The sequence below is a fragment of the Paenibacillus dendrobii genome (assembly GCF_009807035.1).
GTDB lineage: Bacteria > Bacillota > Bacilli > Paenibacillales > Paenibacillaceae > Paenibacillus_AQ > Paenibacillus_AQ dendrobii.
The window spans coordinates 178644-199379 of record NZ_WUBI01000001.1; the positions used below are offsets into that span (position 1 = coordinate 178644).

At 48.3% G+C, this 20736-nt stretch carries 17 protein-coding genes and 1 pseudogene; 13 read left to right on the forward strand and 5 right to left on the reverse strand.

The features are described from left to right. Positions 1-2: 2 nt before the first annotated feature. The 8 genes from GRF59_RS00700 to GRF59_RS00735 all read left to right on the forward strand — a co-directional run bounded on the left by GRF59_RS00700 (position 3) and on the right by GRF59_RS00735 (position 10865). Positions 3-1226: a VWA domain-containing protein gene (locus GRF59_RS00700; RefSeq protein WP_160495765.1), complete on the forward strand. Its 1224-nt coding sequence runs from the start codon at positions 3-5 to the stop codon at positions 1224-1226. Between the two features lie 614 nt (positions 1227-1840). Continuing rightward, positions 1841-5458, forward strand: coding sequence for a discoidin domain-containing protein (locus GRF59_RS00705; RefSeq protein WP_160495766.1), 3618 nt, complete (start codon positions 1841-1843; stop codon positions 5456-5458). Positions 5459-5665: 207 nt separating this feature from the next. Further along, positions 5666-6193, forward strand: a complete 528-nt coding sequence (locus GRF59_RS00710) for an HAD-IIIA family hydrolase (RefSeq protein WP_160498053.1) — start codon at positions 5666-5668, stop codon at positions 6191-6193. Between the two features lie 200 nt (positions 6194-6393). Then, a complete protein-coding gene (locus GRF59_RS00715) occupies positions 6394-7059 on the forward strand; it encodes a spermine/spermidine synthase domain-containing protein (protein WP_160495767.1) in 666 nt (221 codons plus the stop codon). 232 nt (positions 7060-7291) lie between these two features. Continuing rightward, positions 7292-8098: a hypothetical protein gene (locus tag GRF59_RS00720; RefSeq protein ID WP_160495768.1), complete on the forward strand. Its 807-nt coding sequence runs from the start codon at positions 7292-7294 to the stop codon at positions 8096-8098. Further along, complete coding sequence (locus tag GRF59_RS00725) at positions 8095-9249, forward strand: GIY-YIG nuclease family protein (RefSeq protein ID WP_160495769.1); 1155 nt, start codon at positions 8095-8097, stop codon at positions 9247-9249. The genes GRF59_RS00720 and GRF59_RS00725 overlap by 4 nt, the downstream gene beginning before the upstream one ends. Beyond that, positions 9236-10312 carry an ankyrin repeat domain-containing protein gene (locus GRF59_RS00730; RefSeq protein WP_160495770.1) on the forward strand — a complete coding sequence of 359 codons (1077 nt, stop codon included), beginning with the start codon at positions 9236-9238 and terminating at the stop codon, positions 10310-10312. Before GRF59_RS00725 ends, GRF59_RS00730 begins: the two co-directional genes overlap by 14 nt. Positions 10313-10496: 184 nt before the next feature. Continuing rightward, a complete protein-coding gene (locus tag GRF59_RS00735; protein WP_237391572.1) occupies positions 10497-10865 on the forward strand; it encodes a helix-turn-helix domain-containing protein in 369 nt (122 codons plus the stop codon). 204 nt (positions 10866-11069) lie between these two features. Here the strand turns inward: GRF59_RS00735 and GRF59_RS00740 are convergent, their stop codons facing one another. After that, positions 11070-11726: an NADPH-dependent F420 reductase gene (locus tag GRF59_RS00740; protein ID WP_160495772.1), complete on the reverse strand. Its 657-nt coding sequence runs from the start codon at positions 11724-11726 to the stop codon at positions 11070-11072. 129 nt (positions 11727-11855) lie between these two features. Continuing rightward, a complete protein-coding gene (locus GRF59_RS00745) occupies positions 11856-12644 on the reverse strand; it encodes a helix-turn-helix domain-containing protein (protein ID WP_237391573.1) in 789 nt (262 codons plus the stop codon). Positions 12645-12915: 271 nt separating this feature from the next. Between GRF59_RS00745 and GRF59_RS00750 the strand changes: the two genes are divergently transcribed. Then, complete coding sequence (locus tag GRF59_RS00750; RefSeq protein ID WP_160495774.1) at positions 12916-14376, forward strand: sulfatase family protein; 1461 nt, start codon at positions 12916-12918, stop codon at positions 14374-14376. An 87-nt stretch (positions 14377-14463) separates the two neighbouring features. Here the strand turns inward: GRF59_RS00750 and GRF59_RS00755 are convergent, their stop codons facing one another. Beyond that, positions 14464-15177: a DUF6199 family natural product biosynthesis protein gene (locus GRF59_RS00755; RefSeq protein WP_160495775.1), complete on the reverse strand. Its 714-nt coding sequence runs from the start codon at positions 15175-15177 to the stop codon at positions 14464-14466. 202 nt (positions 15178-15379) lie between these two features. Then, positions 15380-15976 (reverse strand): YjgB family protein, encoded by a 597-nt coding sequence (locus GRF59_RS00760; protein WP_160495776.1) that lies wholly within the window; start codon positions 15974-15976, stop codon positions 15380-15382. Positions 15977-16239: 263 nt separating this feature from the next. Between GRF59_RS00760 and GRF59_RS29580 the strand changes: the two are divergent. Then, positions 16240-16755: pseudogene (locus GRF59_RS29580) on the forward strand (TerD family protein); the annotation flags it as partial. 81 nt (positions 16756-16836) lie between these two features. Then, complete coding sequence (locus tag GRF59_RS29585; protein ID WP_341480050.1) at positions 16837-17508, forward strand: vWA domain-containing protein; 672 nt, start codon at positions 16837-16839, stop codon at positions 17506-17508. A gap of 5 nt (positions 17509-17513) precedes the next feature. Here the strand turns inward: GRF59_RS29585 and GRF59_RS00770 are convergent, their stop codons facing one another. Beyond that, positions 17514-18317, reverse strand: coding sequence for a lipase family protein (locus tag GRF59_RS00770; protein ID WP_160495778.1), 804 nt, complete (start codon positions 18315-18317; stop codon positions 17514-17516). A 265-nt stretch (positions 18318-18582) separates the two neighbouring features. Between GRF59_RS00770 and GRF59_RS00775 the strand changes: the two genes are divergently transcribed. Both GRF59_RS00775 and GRF59_RS00780 read left to right on the forward strand, forming a co-directional pair. Further along, positions 18583-19110, forward strand: a complete 528-nt coding sequence (locus GRF59_RS00775; protein ID WP_160495779.1) for a DinB family protein — start codon at positions 18583-18585, stop codon at positions 19108-19110. A gap of 339 nt (positions 19111-19449) precedes the next feature. Continuing rightward, positions 19450-20661 (forward strand): MFS transporter, encoded by a 1212-nt coding sequence (locus GRF59_RS00780; RefSeq protein ID WP_160495780.1) that lies wholly within the window; start codon positions 19450-19452, stop codon positions 20659-20661. Positions 20662-20736: the final 75 nt, after the last annotated feature.

Here is a 20736-nt window from a genome sequence, read left to right on the forward strand (position 1 = left end):
ATATGGGGAAAATGGCAGATCATCAGGCATTATCCCGTTGGCGTCTCATTCTGGGGACAGCTGCCGAAGAGGAACTGAACCGATACAGCGGCGGCGAACATGTGGAGCTGACCAGCGATGAGATCATAATGGACCGCGCGCTGGCAGCGATTTATGATCAGACGGACGGCACGGATGAAAGCGGCGGGTCCGCTCCAGGCGCGAAACCCCGCAGCGCAGGGCAAGGTAAATCCACCCCCCGGCTTGCCCAATGGCTCGGGGATGTACGTGCCTTTTTCCCTGAGGATGTTGTATCCGTGATTCAGAATGATGCGATGGAGCGAAAAGGCTGGAAGCAGCTCTTGTTTGAGCCGGAGGTTCTCGCAAGCGTTAAACCGGATATTCAGCTGGTGGGAACGCTGCTGTCGCTGAAAGGGAAAATACCTGAGAAGACAAAAGATACCGCACGTTTGCTTGTGCAGGCCGTCGTGGATGAATTAATCCAACGGATGGAGCAGGATATCCAAAGGGCGGTTACCGGCGCTCTGAACCGAAGACAACATACGCCGCTGTCCTCCTTAAGCGGCATAGACTGGAAGCGAACGATTCAAAAGAACCTTAAGCATTACGATGCCTCTCTGCAGAGGATGATTCCCGAAAAGTTCTACTTCTTTGACCGAGCCAAACGGAATAAGGAATGGACCGTGATCGTGGATATCGATCAAAGCGGCTCCATGGCGGAATCGGTTATCTGGGCTTCCGTCATCGGATCTATTTTCGCCAGCATTCCTGCGCTGGACACCCGTGTGGTTGTGTTTGATACCGAAGTGGTTGATTTGACGGAACAATGCGCGAATGATCCTGTGGATATGCTGTTCGGCATTCAACTCGGCGGCGGTACGAACATCGATAAATCCGTAGCCTATTGCGAGCAGTTTATTCAGGAGCCGAAAAAAACGCTGTTCATTCTCATCTCCGACCTGTATGAAGGCGGTAACCAGTCACGATTGATCCGCCGCATGCGAGAAATGAAGGAATCGGGCGTTAAGACGCTTTGCCTGCTGGCTTTATCCGATGAAGGAAAACCCTTCTACGATGAGCAGTTGGCCAAGGCCTTTTCCAAGGACGGTACTCCAAGTTTCGCTTGTACGCCCGCGCTTCTACCACAGTTGGTGGAGGGGGCTCTTAAAGGACAGGATTTGGCGGAGTTAGCCAAGAGGCTGAATACCAAGATGAATGAGACATAGCATCGTGAAGGTTCTGTCGCGAACTATGCAAGGAAGTACTGACTATACCATTTAGAATGGCATAGAAAGCCATCGTTTTGCGTCCATTCATTCCCGGCTCCTGATTTTCTGTTCAGCTGACCGGAGGGACGCAATTATTGTCAAACTGGTGGTGCAGAAGGAGAAAGAATCCGAAGGTGATGTTCGAAACCAAAAGAGGGCGGTGAAAACTGCCCTCTTTTTGATTTCGTAAACCGTCGACGGTTTTTAAGATCTGATCGACGATTTTTAATCGCGGCAGCTTTTCTTATAAATGTACTACGCATGTGAAAAAGAGAAAGTATACGTAGCCGCTTGCTTCGCTCTAGACTGGAACCGATAGGTTGGTACATAAAATCAGGCTCTTTCCAGGAGAGTGTATGGGATCTTCGAACTGTCAACCTTATCAAGAGGAACAAGAAAGGATTCGGAAAGAAAAAGCTTCCTCGATGGTTCTGTTATCAGTTCTTGCCCATTCATTTGTCGCATTTCAGGGGCTGAATGACAACGAGAGGGAGGTGCAAAGGGAGGTGAGGGAGGGAGTCTCCCGGGAACGGGAGGCTATGTTCATGATTCCTAGTATAGGAGGTTATCTTATGCGTGAAAGAAGGAAAACAACAAAGCTTGCGGTATCAGGGATCATCCTTGCACTCGTCTTGTCTGCAGGTACGGTCCCATTCGGCGTTCACTCGGCCAGCGCAGCCGCGGAAAAGTTCCCGACATTTGTCCAGCACGCCGTCCCCAGCCTTTCCTCCGGCACGGCCGATATCGCCGGAACCGCGTTCGTTGATCAGGACGGGGAGTTTCATTGGATGTACTCCGTTTCTAACTATGAGCAGGCGGATAATGGAGGATCGTGGATCAAATATAACACCAATACGGACCTGGGCAAGCTGAACACGAATTGGGGTACCCCAGTGACATATAATTCATACTGGAATCGACCGGGGACCATCAATTACAAAATCGATGAAGCATACGGCATTCCGACTCCCTATCAAGACGATCATAACGACGGAATCGGCATCTGGATCGATCCGGATACCGGTTACTGGTACTCCCTCACCAATGACGAGTATCAGTTCAATCCGTTTGCTTCCGGCAACCCGACGAACAACCAGAGAATCGCAACGGGCATTCATAACAACCGCATTCTATCCATGTATTCGACAGATAAGGGGGCAACATGGAACCTGATCGGTCAAGTGGCGACCTCCCCTTGGAACGACAGCGAAGAAGCAGTTACCGCCAGCAACTTCCCCGGCACGACATGGTCGTACGGCGTGGCCGGAACCCGATTATTCGTGGATAACGTCAACGGCTACTTCTACGTTTTATACAACAACCATATCAATTGGAAAACGGGCTACAGCAATGTCCTCACTTTCTTCAGCCTCGCCCGGTCCCCAATCAGCGCGAAGATGGCCGAGGGCTCGTGGGACGTATGGTATAACGGGACATGGACCCGTTCTGCGCTAAAGGGCTACGCCGGTTGGATCGGAAGTCCAATGGGTGCCGGCAGCGATCATAACCTCACCGTCAACTATACCCCCGAAACGGATAACCTGAAGCTGACAGGCATAGGGATGGACAACTCTCCTCTGAATATCGGCTATACGAAAATTCCAAGCGGAGGAGATTTCACCTTCAAGGATACGGCAGGGAGCACGTATACGGCGAATACGGTAAACGGAACGATCGTCGGACCTAGCGGGAGTATTCCTTCCGTTACGTACTCCGATCCCGCTCTGGATGCAGCAATAACGGTATATATTGAGAGCGGCGCAGTATGGATCAAACAAGAGAACAATTCGACCGGTTATGCGACTTCGGTCAAAGTCAGTGCAGGTAACCCGATTTTCAAAAATGCAACGACCGAAAGGCTTTTCGTCCCAGTCAATACGCAGTATGAGAATGCGTTCTCTTATAACGTGTACAGCGGGAAGTACCGTTCTGTCGGTTATGACGGCTACGTGTACGAAACTGATGATTTGGGTGCGCCTGACACCTTCCGAATCGTCGGCAAACTGCCGGCTGCAGTCGGGAGTTATTTGTCCCAGATCGATACGGGAAGCTTGACCAACCAACAAGTCAGCGGCTATTCATTCCGGACGATCTCCGATTTGTCCGGCAAGCAAATCAACTATTCCTTATCGGAACCTGATGCAAGCCACACCTACTATTCTTCTTACAGTCCTCCGAAAGACAAGGATGGAGCGGACATATCCCCTCTTTCCTCTTATAAGATCTCGATTGGAGGCAATGCGCTTGAGGACGGCGCGGCCGATCAGTGGCAATTCGTTCCCGTACCGGACGATTTCGATCCTTCGAAGAACAGCGGCTTCTATCGTTTGCAGAACATGGAGACGGGGAAATATCTGAAGGTATCCGGATCGACGCCAGCGGAGACGCGCGCAATGGGCGCATCCGTCTCTACCGGTTCCGCGGACCCGAATGCAGATCCGAACGGCAACGGAGGGAACGGGGCCGCAGTTGGGAGCGATCAATGGTATCTTCTTCCGGTTGGCAACGCGACCCCGGCTTATGTAACCTCCGATTCTTCGGCATCGGATATAGCCGCCGCCACGAATACGAGCTTAACCGGGATCACGAAGTACAGGCTGGTTAACCGGGCGAGCGACCGTGCCGTTGAATTCGCATCGGGTCATGCGTCCATCCATGGGATCGATTTCGGAGCCGGAGAATCTCAGGTAATGATGATTACGCCGTCCGCAGCAAATCCGGGATTGCCGGCCGCGCCGACCGGATTGACCGCAACAGCAGAGGGCCAATCCCATATCGATGTCACTTGGAACGACGCTGATGGAGCAACAAGCTATGATCTGATCGTGGACGGGGTGCTGACCAGCGGAGCAATCAGTCCTTACGCGCATACCGGACTCGCGGCGAGCTCGACTCATACGTATCAAGTAAGAGCCAATAACAACTCGCATTCGAGTCAATGGAGCTTGCCGATTAGTGCGACGACGTTGTCGGGCGTCATATCGGATGGCAAGACAGCGACCGCCAGCTCATTCCAAACAGGCAACGATATAGGTAATGCGAACGACGGGAACGCCGGCACGCGTTGGGCGGCCGTCACGAATTCCTACCCGCAGTGGTGGAAGGTTGATCTGGGCAGCACCATGAATATGACCAAACTCGAGAGTTACTGGTACAACAGCGCGAGCTATCCAAGATACTATCAATACAAAATAGAAGGCAGCAACGACGACGTGACGTATACGACCATCCTGGACAGGACGAACAACACGACGCAGGGCTTGACGACGGATACCTTTGATGCAACGTATCGCTATGTACGAGTGACAATAACGGGTTCCAACTACAGCGGAGGAAGCGCATCCAGCTATGAATTCAAGGTGTATGGGGAACCCGTTCAGACAGGTACTGCTCCTGCATCTCCGGGGAACCTGCGGGCGAAGGCGACAGGAGACAACGGTATCGAATTGAACTGGAATGCCGTGGGGAAGGCGGACGGGTACAATATCTATCGGTCGAATACAGCAGATGGCGAATATGTAAAATTGAATTCTGAGGTGCCTTCGTCTCATACGACGTATACCGATACCGGTCTCCCTGCCTCAACGGAATACTTTTACTTCGTTAAGGCAATCAATTCGGCCGGTGAATCCGTCCCTTCGGATGTGGCATCCGCCAAGACGGATAAGCCGCATGTAACCGGCATAAGTATATCGCCGGAAAAAATGACATTGGCGGAAGGCGAATTAGCGCAACTAACGGCGGTGGTCACGCCGGAGGAGGCAGAAGATAAATCTATATACTGGAAATCCAGTGACAAGGGCGTAGCGGAGGTAAGCGACAGCGGCGAGATAACACCAAAGAGTCCAGGCACCACGGTGATTACGGCTACGACATTCGATGGTTCTTTCACAGCTTCCGTCCAAATTACTGTGTCCGATACGACACCGCCGATCATCGTGCTGGACGTACCGGGGAAATTCACAGGCAACCACTATAATGTTGGAAAAGAAAAGCTGCATGTGACGGGTAAGATCAGCGAGCCAGGAGTTGTTTTCGTGAATGGAATACAAGCTGACGTAGAGGCTGACCTAACGTTCAGCACAGATATCGACTTACATCCGGGTATGAACCGGATTGAAGTCACGGCAACTGATTTGGCAGGAAATGCTGCGGAGACGGTGGGATATAATGTAGTCCCGTCCAAGTAAACATGTAGAGGAACGCTCATCACGAGCGTTCCTTTTGTATGAAGATGCGAGTAAGTATGCCGACATTGCAAGCGACATAATAAAAATCGGCAGCGATCAGGAGTGCTTTTTACCGATTAGGAATAATAGGCAAATAGAGGGGGCTGTATGAGTTATAGAGAAATTGGATTTAGAGATCTTTTAAACACTACTCATGGAGGTTGGGTTATGAAGTATCAAGCCGTTTTTATGGATCGGGACGGTACGATCGGAGGAACGGGTCACTTTATTCATCCGAAGGATTTTACCCCGTATCCTTTTTCGTTAGAAGCAATAAGTTTATTGAAATCCATCGGCCTTAGGCTATTCGCATTCACAAACCAACATAGAATTTCGCGTGGCGAAGCGCAGGCAGATGATTTCATTCAGGAATTTGCCCAATTGGGTTTTGATGATGCATATATATGTCCTCATGAACCCGATCATCACTGTGATTGTCATAAGCCAGCACCAGGTATGCTACTAAGAGCGGCAAGAGAGCATGAACTAGATTTAACTAAATGCATCGTGATTGGTGATGTAGGTTCAACGGATATGTTGGCCGGAGCGGCTGTCGGGGCAACGAAGATACTTGTAAGAACGGGGTGGGGGGAAGGAGCTTTGGGTAAATTCAGGGATTCATGGTCGGAGACTGCGCCAGATTATATAGCAAACAATGTATGGGACGCAGCTATATGGATTAAAGAACAAATATAGCGAATAAGGCGAGTCCTTGAAGAATCTCCATACAAAATTCATTCATAACAGACAATACGAAGTGCATCATTGAAGCAGATTTCCGGTTTTTGGATGACTTTATGCAGCTAAGAGGGCTATCACCGCCGTGAAGGGTTATAATAGAGAGTGATTCAGATGATATAGTGTAAAGTCTATGACCAGAACAGGAGGTAGGAACCATGAACTACACACCGGAAATCATTGAACGGACGCACACGGACCGGGGCGACATTCAACTGCAAAAAAGAGAAGACCATTATGAAATCATCTATAATGGCACGTTTTTAATGGCTACATATAACGGGGAGTCGGAGCGACTGCTTGTGAGCAGTGCTTTGGAACGATGCAGGTGTCCGCACAGGGTGCTGATCGGAGGCCTGGGGGTCGGTTTTTCGCTGGAAGAAGCGCTATCTGATCCAAGGGTTGTGAAGGTCGATGTCGTCGAGATTGAGGAAGTGATTATTCAATGGAACCGCAAGCATTTGGCGCCGCTCTCGGGTTATGCACTTGACGATCCTCGCACGCATGTCATTCATACGGACCTGGTACAATGGATGGACGAAACCGAAGATACTTATGACGCTGTTTGCCTGGATATCGATAACGGGCCGGATTGGACGGTTTCGGAGTCGAATACCGGACTCTACTCGGAAAAAGGAATTTACGCCGTAATCCGGCTTATGAACCCTGGAGGAATCGTATCCTTTTGGAGCGCTACCGCCTCGCCTCGGTTTGTGGAATATTTAAAGTTGTTTTTTGATGAGGTGACCGTGGAATCCATTCCTCAGGAGCGGGGAGAGCCGGACTACATTTATTTCGCTTCTTCACCGAAAGTTCATCATTAAGATGCTGTTTCAATGGTGATTTTTGATGACCATCTATGATAACGTTAAAATAGATAAGATGAGTTCAAAGGGGCGGGGATCATCCGCCTCTTTTTTTGGGGTTTGGTGAGATGTGCACTTGGATTTCTTGTAAGCTCTTCTAGTAATGAGTAAACTAAATCTATGTTTGAGTGAAATATATATCTTCGAGCACTGGAGATAATCGGCTATTCATAGCAAGGAGGCGAGAGTCATGAGCAGAGCGGACGAGTCCGTGCGGAATATGCGGGAATGGTTGGGAGAAACGAAGAATCACGAACTGCTGGAGAAGGTGCTTATGCAGGAATCGAACCTTCCGGGTCCGAGGGCCAATCTTGGACTGGCGGAGGCTTTCGCGGATCAGTTCAAGTCTTTGCCAATGCCGGAAGAAGCGTGGAATCTGCTGAACCGTTGGTTGGCTATCGACGAGGTGGAGGCCGGGGATAACGACCCGAAGATGTTTTTGCCATTTTGCGCGATTCAGGCTCTTGGGGCATGTTATTCGGCCGTAGATTTATCTCGTCAAAAAAACATAATCACGTGCATTCGTGAAGCCATGAATGATCGCCGCTGGCGTATGAGAGAAGGAGCAGCCATGGCCATGCAGCACATCGGGGAGAGAGATTTTAATGTCCTGCGCTCTTATATAGAAGAAACCTTCGAACAGGCGACGATGATGGAAAGACGGGCTTTCTTGGCGGCATTAGCCCATCCGCCTTTGTTAGGCGATGAGAAATCGGCACGTTTTGCGCTGGTAACGTCGGACCGCATCATGGAGGATTTAAGCGCAGAGCGGGTGCCGGGAACCCAAGAGGATTACAGGGTACTGTCGAAAGGGCTGGAGTATGCAATCAGTCTGTTTGTCGAGAAGCTTCCGGTAGAAGGATTTGCGATGCTGGAGAAATATGCTGCCCGAGAGGATCAAAGGATTCGGCGAATCGTAAAATCCAATCTTGGCAAGGCGCGTATCGCCAAAAAATACCCCGATCAAATTAACCGGATCGCCGGGATGCTCTCATGACGCCGGTACAGGAGAAAGTACAAAACCTGCCGCTCACGCCTGGGGTTTATCTGATGAAAGATGCCCAAGGAGGAATCATTTACGTCGGCAAGTCCAAAAGCCTGAGAAAACGCGTGCAGTCTTATTTTTATAACAATAAATCCCATGCTCCTAAGATCAAAAAGCTCGTCAGGCATGTGAAGGATTTGGAAATCATTCAAACGGATACCGAATTCGAGGCGTTCATGCTGGAATGCAGCCTTATTCATCGATACAAACCAATGTATAACCGGAAAATGAAAAATCCGCTGGCTTACACGTATATCATGATTCCAACGGGGGAGGGTCTGCGCCGCATCGAGGCTACAAACGTTCCGGAGGCAGCAGGCAATCGGGCCATGTTCGGCCCCTATACCGCAAGCCGACATACGATTGAAAAAGCGGTGCAGGAAATTCAGGATTGCCTCAAAATCGCCTGCGGACATACAGCAGCTAGTGCCAGCAAGCCGTGCTTGAACTATTCGCTGGGATTATGCCTCGGGATGTGCCTTGGGGGAGACAGTCTCCGGGAGTACAATCAGCTCATGGAACGGTTCATCGGACTGTTAGAGGGTTCGGATCTGGGGCTGCAGGAAGAAATGGAGAAACGGATGACGGAAGCGGCCGAGCGATGTGATTTTGAATCAGCGGCCAAATGGAGAGATTGCCTAAAATCGGTTCAATATCTCCGGCAGAAGGAAAAAGTGATCGGGTTTGCCGAACAAAACCGCAATATCGTGATCTATGAGCGAGTGGAGGACAAAACCATCAAGCTGTTTTTAATCAAACGGAGCACGGTATTGTTCAGCGAGAAATTTCAGGTGACAGGCAAGGAACTGAAGGTGCTGCAGACGGAAATAAAAAATCTCGTGTGGGCGTATTTCAAGCAGGACGAGTCCGCCTTTTCCGCCGAAGTGGGCCGGGATGAAATGGATGAAGCGCAAATCGTATTCAGTTATCTGCAGAACAGCGCCGGCCGGTATTTGGTCATTCCGGATCAATGGCTTGGGATGGATGATCAAGGGACGCTGGATCAGAATTTGGAAAAATGGCTTAGTCATCAAGAAGAGGTGGAGGCTGGTATGGAATCCATGCTGCATGCGAAGGAGGAAGTAACGGATGGTGAAGCTTAAGGGTATCGGTCATTTTGAGGTTCTGCCCGAGATGGCTCAGCACATCGTGGACGGAAATAGCGAGGCGGTTCAAGCGGCCATTGCAGGGGGCTGGAAAATACGCCAGCCGATCAAGCTTAGCCAATATACGGAGCTTACTCCGCTTCATATGGCTTTGGTTACGGGACAATTGGAGATCGTCAAACTGCTGGTCGAGCACGGCGTTCCGCTGAATGATCAAGGCTGTCAAGCGTTTCTCGTGGCGGTTCGTTACTGCGACGAAGCGACGGTCAGATACTTGGTGGAAAAGGGCGCGAAACTAGACGGTCTGAATCGGGTGAAATCCAGTGCTTATGATGAGGCGTATTACGGCAATAAACAGAACATCGCCCTTGTGCATGAATTGGGGCTCGATATTCGCAAGTATGGCGGAAAAACGCTTCGTAGGGCGGTCTCTGACCGTGATCTGAAGACGGTGGAATATCTTTTGAAGCATGGAGTGGATATCAATTACAATGAACCGGATATGGTATATCCGTACCGGGCTACGCCGCTTACCGTGGCAGCCAGAAACAATGACTTTTCGATGGTGAAGTATCTGGTCGAACACGGCGCGGACGTGACTATTGCCGAAAAAGACGGAGAGCGCGCTTATTCCATAGCGGCGATCAACCGTAATGAAGCGATGACAGCTTACTTGAAGGCATTGGAGCCGCCGGAATTTCACAATCTCAGCAATAAAATGCTTGCGCTCAAAAGCTATAAGCTTCCGCCTGACTTGATAACCTTTCTCTCGGGGGACCACAGACGCGTGGAGATACCGGAAAATGAGTACGAAATGCGGTACGTAGATTTTTTGGGACTGGTGGATACGATAGAGATGAAAGTCGGCCGGCAAAAACTGCTGCGACTTTCTGCCGAAGTGGATCAGTATTCCGAACTGTACATCGTGTGGAGCCCGTCCAAGAAAAGCATAGGCTGCTATGATGGCGAACATCTAGAGTATACGAATCTAGGAAAATTCGCAGATTTTTTAGCCGATCCCAAGCGGTTTGTGGGCGTTATGTTCGGTGAAGCGGAATAAAGAGAGGTAGATAGGCGAAGAAATCATGCTGGGAAGGCTGAATATTCCTCGGGCATTAGCCCGGGGTTTTTATGTGGAAATGATTCGGCGAAAATGTTAGAAATCTGGAGATTTTACAGGAAAAATATAGCATAAGGGCGAATATATTCATATAACAACTTCAATAAGAAAAGCGGTGATTGACATGGCGAGGACTCTGCTAGAAGAAATGGGAGAACGATTAAAGTCGGCACGAATCAACCGGAAATTGACGCAAATGGAAGTATACAGGCTGACACAAATCCCGACGGATACGCTTCTTTTATATGAAACAGCTCAGACTGAGCCTGATTTGGTCACGTTATCCAAACTTGCGGATACTTATCGAGTATCCCTTGATTGGCTGATCACCGGATTTGAATTCCACTCCGGAAGCAGGTTGTTTACGGCCGAAAAGGAAGTGAGACGCTTGCAGAAAATTATCGATGAACAGGCTCACATGCTAAAGACCATTCAGCAGGTCATCAATGGCGGGGCCAATGACTCGATATCTGCCAAATGTTTGGGCAGTTGATTATGCAATACATCGCTTAGTAACGAACGGGGAGAATGGAACAACGGAGTTTTCCAATTCTACGCGAACCGATGTCAGTGATCCAACGGAATTGCTGAATCAGTTATAGATCATGTCATTACATATGTATCACAAAAAAAGATCACCATCCACTCGGATGGTGATCTTTAACATGCATTTCCGTAAGAAATATGGCCTCGTTCGTTACGCTTTGAAAGCCTCACTACGCTCAGGGCTGGCTTCGGATAAGGCTTGGCGCAGGCTCTCCAGGTTATGTTCGCGATAGCTTGGTGTTCCTGGCTGCTGCCTCCAGGATTCTTCCAGTCCGCCGGCATCCAGTGCATCGAATCCGAGCTCTTCGATGAGGGCAAGAACGATCTGTTTGGCTGACGGATCATCCCCGGCAACGGGCAGAGCCAGACGCCCGGGACTGCCGGAAGGCAATCCGCGTTCCAACAGACTTTGTGCGGCTATCCCGTTAAAGGCTTTAATGATCGTACGGTTCAAATGCTGTTCCACCCAGCGGCTTTCCGGCAGACCGGCTTCGATCTCTGCAATAAGCCCGTCGCGCTGCTGTGGATAATAGTTGCCTGTATCGATAATGACTGCATTCGGTGCCGTGTGGTCGAGAACTCCGGCTGGCAGGTCTGGAATATTTTTTTGCGGGATCGTAACGATAACAAGCTCCGCATTCCGGGCTACGTCGGTTACTTCTTTCGGTTTCGCACCCGTTTCGGCTGCAAGCTCCTGCAAGGTTTGCGGGCCTCTGGAATTGGCGATGGATACATCGTGTCCGAGTTTCGTTAAACGACGGGCAAGATTGCCACCGATATTACCGGCACCAATAATCGCGATTTTCATTTAATCCTACTTCCTTTCTTGGAATAGTGTGGATTTGATTTAAACTGTAACATAATTAGTTATTGTTGTAAACCCATCTTGGGGAGAATGAATATGTTCCGCTTTCACGTACCTAAGCTGCTTCTGACGTTAAAACAGCTTGGACATATCGGATTGTGCTCCTTGCTGCAAATAATTAGATGGAGCCATCCCAATGTGCTTTTTAAAAACACGGTGAAAATAAGAGGTATCATAGTAACCTAAATACTGCGCTATGCCGGCGATGGTCATATCCGTACTCAGCAGCAGGTTACAGGCTTCCAGCATCCGAAGCTGATGCATATACCGGATAGGGGGATGTCCGTATACCTCCCTGAACAAGGCTGTCACATAATTAGGGGAACGGTATATGAGCTTGGACAGTTGATCGATATCAATAGGCTCCCGATAATGCTCCAGCAAGTAGTTTTTGATGATTTGCGCATATTTCAGCTTGCTCGGGGTCAGATCCGGTTTATCCAATTCGCGAGCGAGCATGCCGAGCAGCTCCTGGAAAATGCCAAGGCAAATGATGTTGCGAAAGCTTTTTCCGCCCCGGATTTCTTCGTACAACCTCTCGCAGCGGTGAAAAGCATATTGATCCTGGGATGTCTTGAACTGTATGAATTGCTTCTGATCCAGGAATGGAATACCCGTTTCGATACCGGCATCGTAGCTGAACAAAATCGTATATTTCTGATGAGGAGCGCCCAACCAATTTTCACCGGATCTGCGGGTAGACCTCGGAATGAAGAGAACATCCCCGTTTTCCGCGATGATCTCCTTGCCATTGATCTTATACCGGACTTTCCCCTCTCTCACTAAAACTAAGACATTGTAATTTATGGCTTCTAAGTTTGTCCGCCAACTGGGTATGTTTTTATCGAAATTTACACTCATAATTTGAATCAATTCTCCGCACCCCGCCCTTAGATTGCTTGATAAAACCCTATCACACAAGTAAGTTTACAATAAATCGATTCAAGGTTATATCTGCGTTCGAAAAAAATCATTGTTGAATTGTACATCATTTTAGTGAATTGTACATGGATGATTCTGAAAAAGTGACCTATAATTCTTCTTGCATGAAGTGCTGGTGTGCATTCTTCGTGTTTGATTTAGCAGATGACCCGACGTGGACCGAATATGTGGGAAGGGAAGTTGAAGCGATATGAAGATTTTAATGCTGGATTTGGATTCTTTGAGACCTGATCATTTGGGGTGTTATGGTTATCATCGGAATACTTCGCCTAACATTGATAAAATAGCTGCAGAGGGCATCCGGTTTGACAATTACTACACCTCTGATGCTCCATGTTTTCCGTCACGCTCGGCTTTAATGACAGGCAGGTTCGGAATACATAACGGTGTTGTCGGTCACGGTGGAACGGCGGCCGATGTTAGATACGAGGGAATCGACAGGGATTTTCATGACAAGCTGACATCGGAGAGCTTTCCGGCGATATTTCGCCGGGCGGGCATGAGAACGGCGCTGGTGAGCCCGTTTGGGGAACGGCATTCTGCTTGGACCTTTTATGCCGGATTCAATGAAATCTACAACACAGGCAAGTCCGGACTGGAATCGGCTGAAGAGGTCACCCCTGTAGTTATGGACTGGATTGAGCGTAACGCTGATCAGGATGACTGGATGCTGTACGTGAACTATTGGGATCCGCATACGCCATATCGTGCGCCGGATGCGTTAGGCAACCCGTTTCAGGATGAACCTCTTCCCGAATGGATTACCGAAGAGGTACTTGAAGCTCACAAGAAAAAAGTGGGTCCGCATGGCGCAAGCGAAATCAATATGTATAACAGCGACACTTCGCCAAACTTTCCGCGTCATCCTGGCGAAATCCGTTCAATGGAAGATTTGCGGACGATGGTCGACGGTTATGATTGCGGTATCCGCCATATGGATGATCATATCGGCTCCATCTTCCAGCTTCTGGAGCGAAAAGGACTCATGGATGATCTTGTGGTTGTTATCACAGCGGATCATGGAGAGAACATGGGAGAACTCGGTATTTATGGCGAGCATGCGACGGCAGATCAGGGGACATGCCGCATTCCGATGATCATCAGATGGCCTGGAAAACAACGCGGAATCAGCGACTCTCAGCTTCATTACCATTTAGACCTGCTTCCAACCATGGCGGATCTTCTGAATGTTAAACCGGCATCAAGCTGGGATGGAATCAGTTATGCGAGTACGGTAAGCAGCGGCGATGAGAATGGCAGGGAGTACCTGGTCGTATCGCAATGTGCGCATGTATGCCAGCGGAGCGTTCGGTTTGGGGACTGGCTGTATATCCGGACCTATCATGACGGGTATCACTTGTTCGATAAGGAAATGCTATTTAATCTGTCTGAGGATGTATATGAGCAGAATAATCTGGCAAAGGAACGCCCAGACCTGTGTAAAGAAGCCGTCTATTTGATGAATGATTGGCATGATCATATGATGATGACGATGAAGCATGACGTAGATCCGTTATGGACCGTGATGAAGGAAGGCGGTCCGTACCACGCCAAAGGACATTTGCCAATGTATATCGAACGATTGAAACAAACAGGGCGGGGAGATGCGGTGGAAGAGCTCATGAGACGTCATCCCCGAGAATTTGCATAGAATGAAATGGATCTCAAAAGGGGCTACCGCTTGAAGCGGCAGCCCCTTTATATTTTGAAAGTCCAGCTATCGGATTTTCATCTCATATTATTGCAATAGTTCAAGCTGTAAGGAATAGATGGCAAGAATAAAAGCGCCAATCATGGTAAGTACTCCTCCAACCTTACTCATAAAATAATAAAAATCGCTTGGTTCGGGATCGTTCACCCAGACCCATCGAAGCGACATGAAGAACAGGAATCTTTGAAATTTCTCAAAACGGTATCCGCACCAGCCGTATATCAATAACAGAATGGATACGATAAAGAGAAACAGACTGCCTCGTTTGGAATGATACTCTGGATATGCAGCAGTCACAAGCTCGCCGGGAAAGTACAGTTCCTCTCCATCTTGAAGGACTCTTTGATTGTTGACGTACATCGATATATCCGGAATGAATTCACCGTTTTCATCACGACTCAGCAAGAAGCGGTCTTGATCATCAACCTCATATTTTTTGCCGTTAGGGTACACGACCTGATATTTGCTGCTGATGGAATCCGAAGTGCGATGAATGGTGAATTCTTCATTGTTAATGATGACTTTTCGGTCTTGACCCACAGCGTGCACGGCAATGGAAGGCCCCGAATTTGCGCGATATGTGATGATGTTACTTTGTTCAGCAGACTGTCTATACGTATGATTGTTGACATGAAATACATGTACGGAAAAATAGGATTTCGCAAATATGATGATTGCAACTGCGGCAAGCATCAGACCGATGATGATCAGAATGGTGGAGAGCGTGAGCTTTTTGGCCAAATTTGTTCTCAGAATAACAGATCTCCCCTTTGAGTTATTGTATAATAACGCTGCCGGGAAGGGGAAGGTTTTGTTTCCAAAAATATACTTTAGTTGCCGGATGGTCTATATATGAACAATGCTTGCGTGGACGAGGACATGCAATGGGGTTCACAACTTACAAAGGCAGCGATCATCTGATCGCTGCCTTTGTTCAACGGCGTTATTTTGCCAATAGATTAATGTGATCCAGGTTTGTGCTGCTGTTAAAGATGAACTCCAATTTGTAGTCTCCGCGGATGTACGTCAGTTTGGTTTGCGTAGATTTGCCGTTTTTGAACGTCGTCGTCGAATTCGGAGCAAACCAGTTCTGCTTTAACATTTTCATTGTTATGCCGCCGATATTGGTCTGACGCTCCACGTTGGTTCCGAAATAACGCATCTCTTGAATCTTGTTTTGATTGTAAGAGAATGCATAGCCGGGATGGCCCATCTCGGCGCCATACATGTCAAAGGCATTTGCGTTTTTGCCAGGCAGGGTAGGCTCGCCGATGGCTTTGATGACATTTTGCTTGGTGCTTTTTCCAATGGTCAGGCCGCTCACGTCACCAGGGAACTGTCCTTTCAAGGCTGGCTTGTAAAAGCTGTTCAAGGTTTGTTTAGCATGCTCGGCTGCATAGTTGTTAGCACTTGCTGCTGCGGCCGCATTCACCTGATGTATAGGAAATAAGAGTTGATTCACTCCAATTGCGCTTAATCCAACGACTCCTGCCATCGTAACGGCGATCATGGCTTTTTTGGCCGGTTGTTTTATGTTCATGTTGTATCCTCTCCTTGTAACATGTATTTACCACATGTTTTCTTTATCCAATCATAACGGGGGTGATTCTTCTAAATCATAGTAGAACCCGCAAGTGATTGGGTTACGAATCCATGAAGAGGATATTTCAGTTTTGAAACCGGAGGTTTATTTGCGGGAAGAGGCTTGTACTTGCTAACTCTTCGTTATTTAATGGTTATATATTACAAAAATAGCTCCATGATGGGTTTAGTTCTCATTAGCACGGATAAGGAGATGTTGATATGCAGTTGAAGAAAGGGCAGAGAATTATGGTAACCAAAGAAAACTTGCCGAACCGTATTAGCTTTTTTTTCGGATGGAATCAGGGAAGTCAGGCAATGAGTATTGATGCGGCAGCTTTCCTTTTATCGTCAAGGAACCGCTGTGAACAGGATGAAGACTTTATTTTCTATGGGCATCCACAGGCACCAAACGGATCGGTAGAGCATGTAGTATTGAAGAAAGAAGATCAGGAAGTTATTCATGTTTCTCTCGCAAAGTTATCGGATGATATCGCAAAAATTGCTTTTACCGTAACGATTTATGATGGAGAAGCGCTGGATCATCGAATGAAAGATATTACTGGCATGTATCTTCGGATTGTGAATACGGATCTTGGGGAAGAGCTCTACCGTTTCGAATATGGAAGCGATCTGTCGCTTGAGACTGCCGTTGTCGTCGGAGAATTGTACAGACATCATGGAGAATGGAAATGGAATGCAATTGGCAGCGGTTTTGAAGGAGGAATGGCTGCTCTATGCATCAATTACGGACTTGAGCTGGAGGGTTCGACGCAAGAGCCGGAGGTAGCTGTCTCCATGGCTATGGAAGCTCCTACGATTTCACCCATCGATTTGCGGAAAAAGCTTGTACAAATAACATTGGAGAAGAAAAGAATGACCGATGTTGCGGCGAGGGTCGGGATCGTGCTTGACATCTCCGGCTCCATGCAGCGATTATACCGCAATGGAACCGTGCAGGATGTGTTGGAGCGAATTTTGGCGGTTGCCTGCAAATTTGACGATAACGGGTCATTGGATGTATGGATTTATGATAACGAGTTTAGACGCCTGCCTTCCGTCACGGAAAAAGATTTTCATCATTATGTGACCGATCACATTCTGAATAATGCTTCCATCCATAAATTTGGCAGAAATAATGAAGTACCGGTCATGGAGGATGTCATCCGCAAATACACAGTCGAAGAGGATTCGGAATTGCCTGCATTTATTATTTTCATCAACGATGGAGGTGTGGTAAAAGCCATTCGAAAAATCATTACTGCTGCAGCAGTACAACCGATCTTCTGGCAGTTTGTTGGTATTGGTGAGTCAGACTTCGAAGTGCTGAAGAGATTGGATACGATGGAAGGGAGAGTGGTGGATAATGCTAACTTCATGCATTTGAACGATTTTAAATCGATCTCTGATGAAGAGCTGTACGATCGGCTGCTGAACGAATTTCCATCGTGGCTCAAAGAGGCAGCCTTGAAAAGAATCATTAGGATGTGATTTGTTTACTCCGCAATATCCTTCTCATCACCCGGACAGAATCCGGGATTCGCCGAACACATCTGCTTGGTAAATTCCGGCTGAAGCTTGGAGAGCTTGGCGAAATAGCTGGAGATGACATGATTGCCACCTACGGATCCATTCTGGAAAGGTTGGGAGGATAAGCTCTGAACATGGCTGTAATAGTACCTTTTATCCCGTTTAGGCAGCTTGTAAATGGATGGTGGGGCATGCGTCACGATGTCGAATAAGTTAGCGGTCCGATAGCTGTTTTGTACATATTTTGAAAAAGCATTTACAAAAGCCGGATCACCGACTCTAGGAGAACCATACGTAAACAGAATCGGAGAACGAAAAGCCGTATTGGCCGCAATATCAACGGCGCATAATGTCGCAAGCGCAGCGCCGAGACTATGGCCCGTAACATATAAGGTTTTATCGGGAGATAACTTGGCAAGCGCGGCCATCAGTTGATTTCGGGCGGAAGAATAGATGTCCGTAAAGCCGCGGTGCGTAAGGCAGTCTTCCTTAATATATTTGAAATTTTTTTGTGAAGCGATCGCATCGGAAATCCAGTCCATCGTCGAGCTGGTCCCGCGGAATGCGATGATGATCTCTTCCGGAGACTCCAGTATGAAGCCGAATCGTTCCCATTCGTTGGTGATGGATTTCGCATCAATGATGTCGCAGAACGAATAATTCAATGGAATGACAAAAGAACCGTCCGTATTCGCGAACTGGGCATAGGTCTGTCCGCAGATTGCTGCCAGAAAAATTGCCCGTTTCTCCAGATCGTCTATCGTAGTCATGCACATCCCGCCTTTCTAGTACACTATATTAAGAAATGCGTCGGAAGGTGCTTAAAAGAGAGGCCTTTTGCAATTATTTTTGAACATTTTGATTTGCTTTTTTTGAGGAAATAAGAGCGGCAGAGCTACTTGCACGGGTAAAGAGTTCGATTTTACCAATATTTTAACGAAGCGGTATAATCTTATTGGATAGTTGATAGATAGGTAGGCTGAGAGATCGCATAGTTTGATATTTTAGAAAATGGATGCTGAAAGGAGAAGGCATATGAATTTTGATCTGAATGAAGCGATTGAGGTTTTGGAGCGCACGCCGCGAAGCCTGGAATTTTTTCTCTCCGGGTTGTCCGATGAATGGCTGGCATGCCATGAAGGCGAAGGGACGTGGAATGTTTCGGAAGTCATCGAACACCTCATTGAAGGCGAGAAGAACAACTGGCTGCCGAGGCTGGAATTCATTCTTCAGGAAGGCGAAAGTAAGCCGTTTCCTTCCTTCGACCGCTACTCCCATTTGAATCAAAAGAACGCAAGAACCTTCGAGGATAAGCTGCTTGAATTCAAAACCATCCGGGCACAAAATCTGATCAGGCTAAAGGAATTCGTTCAATCCGATTCGGACTTGGAAGCGTCTGGTTCGCATCCTGCTTTTGGTGTCGTTAAAATAAGGGAACTGATCTCCACTTGGGTAGTCCATGATTTGACGCATATGTCGCAAATCGTGCGGGTGATGGCGGAGAGATACCGCTCGGATGTGGGACCCTGGATCGAATACCTGGGCATTTTGAAAAAGAAATAATGACAGACCCGCGCAAAAAGAGGCTAAGTCAGCCCCTTGGAAGATAGTTACGGATGGGTAGAGCTTTTGGCATATGCCACGCCCATCCAAAGGGATATACATATTCCAGCGATCAACCCCACGCCTGTTCTCTACGGCTCTCGATTCAGGGAGAGAAAAGGCGCGGGGTTATTTGCGTTGCTAAAAAATCAATGTTGGGAGGTATATGAAATAGATTCTTTTCTATAACTTTTTAAATATTTTCCATATGAAAAGTGCCATGATAGCATACTAGATGCAGCATGTAAGAAGTAGATGAACGGATTTATCTATGGGTTTGACTGCAGAGGGAGAGTACAGATGTTATCCAAATCATCGTTTCCGTTATTGTTATTAAACATGTTTCTGGCGATGCTGGGCACGGGCCTGGTCATTCCGATCCTGCCGGATTTGTTGAAAGAGTTTGGCGCTGGCGGCCAAGCTGCGGGGTATTTGGTGTCGTGCTTCGGCCTGACCCAATTTTTATTTTCGCCCCTGGCTGGCAATTTGTCGGACAAATACGGGCGTAGACCCATCATCGTCACGGGGCTTGCATTGTTTGCAGTCTCCAACCTGCTGGCGGCTGCAGCGAATGGACTCCCCTTATTATTCGTTTCGCGCTTAATTGGTGGAGTAGGTTCTGCTGCCTTGGTACCGGCCATTATGGCTTACGTTGCCGACATTACGACGGATGAAGAGCGCAGCAAGGCGATGTCATGGCTCGGTGCATCCATGTCATCGGGCTTCATTATCGGTCCGGGCGTCGGCGGATTCCTGGCCGAGCTTGGGCTCAAGGCTCCGTTTTACGCATCTGCTTGTATTGGTGTGCTGGCGATGTTGTGCAGCTTGAAAATGCTGCCGGAATCGCTGTCGCCGCAAATTCGCCGGATACGCCAGCAAACGAAGGTAGAGCGGAAGAGCGTATTTCGGGAGCTGGCGCTTTCGGTGAAATCACGCTACTTCATTCTGCTGCTGATCGTGTTCGCCACGACCTTCGGCCTCACGCACTTCGAGGCGATTTTCCCGCTGTTCGTCGTTCGGGGCTACGGGTTCACGACACGCGACATCGCGATTCTGATTACCGTGTGTTCACTCGTGGGTACGTTTAACCAGGTCGTATTGACGAACTGGATCACGCGCCGTTTTGGAGAAAAGCGGGTCATCAGCGCCATGCTTCTGCTGTCCGCCGTATCCCTCGTGTTTTTATTGTTTTCGGGGCATTTCTTGTATGTCATGCTGGTCACAATGCTCTTCTTTACCTTCAACAACATTCTTCGTCCTACGCTGAATACGATGCTGTCCAAGGAGGCTGGCGAGGAACAGGGCTTCGTGGCCGGTATGAGCAACGCGTATATGAGTCTTGGCAATATCTTCGGTCCGGCGCTCGCCGGGATACTATTCGACATCCATATCGATCTACCATATCTCTTTGGCGCTGTCGTGCTGCTCGCAAGCAGCATTGTGGCGGTTAGATGGATCGGAAGGAAGGGAAGCGGCGTTTCCGCGAATATGGATCAATCAACCGGAATTTAAGAACATATCGTTGCAGCAGGGTCCCGTATTACTATATGGAAAACGTAAGAAATACGAATGATTTTAATATTTTTC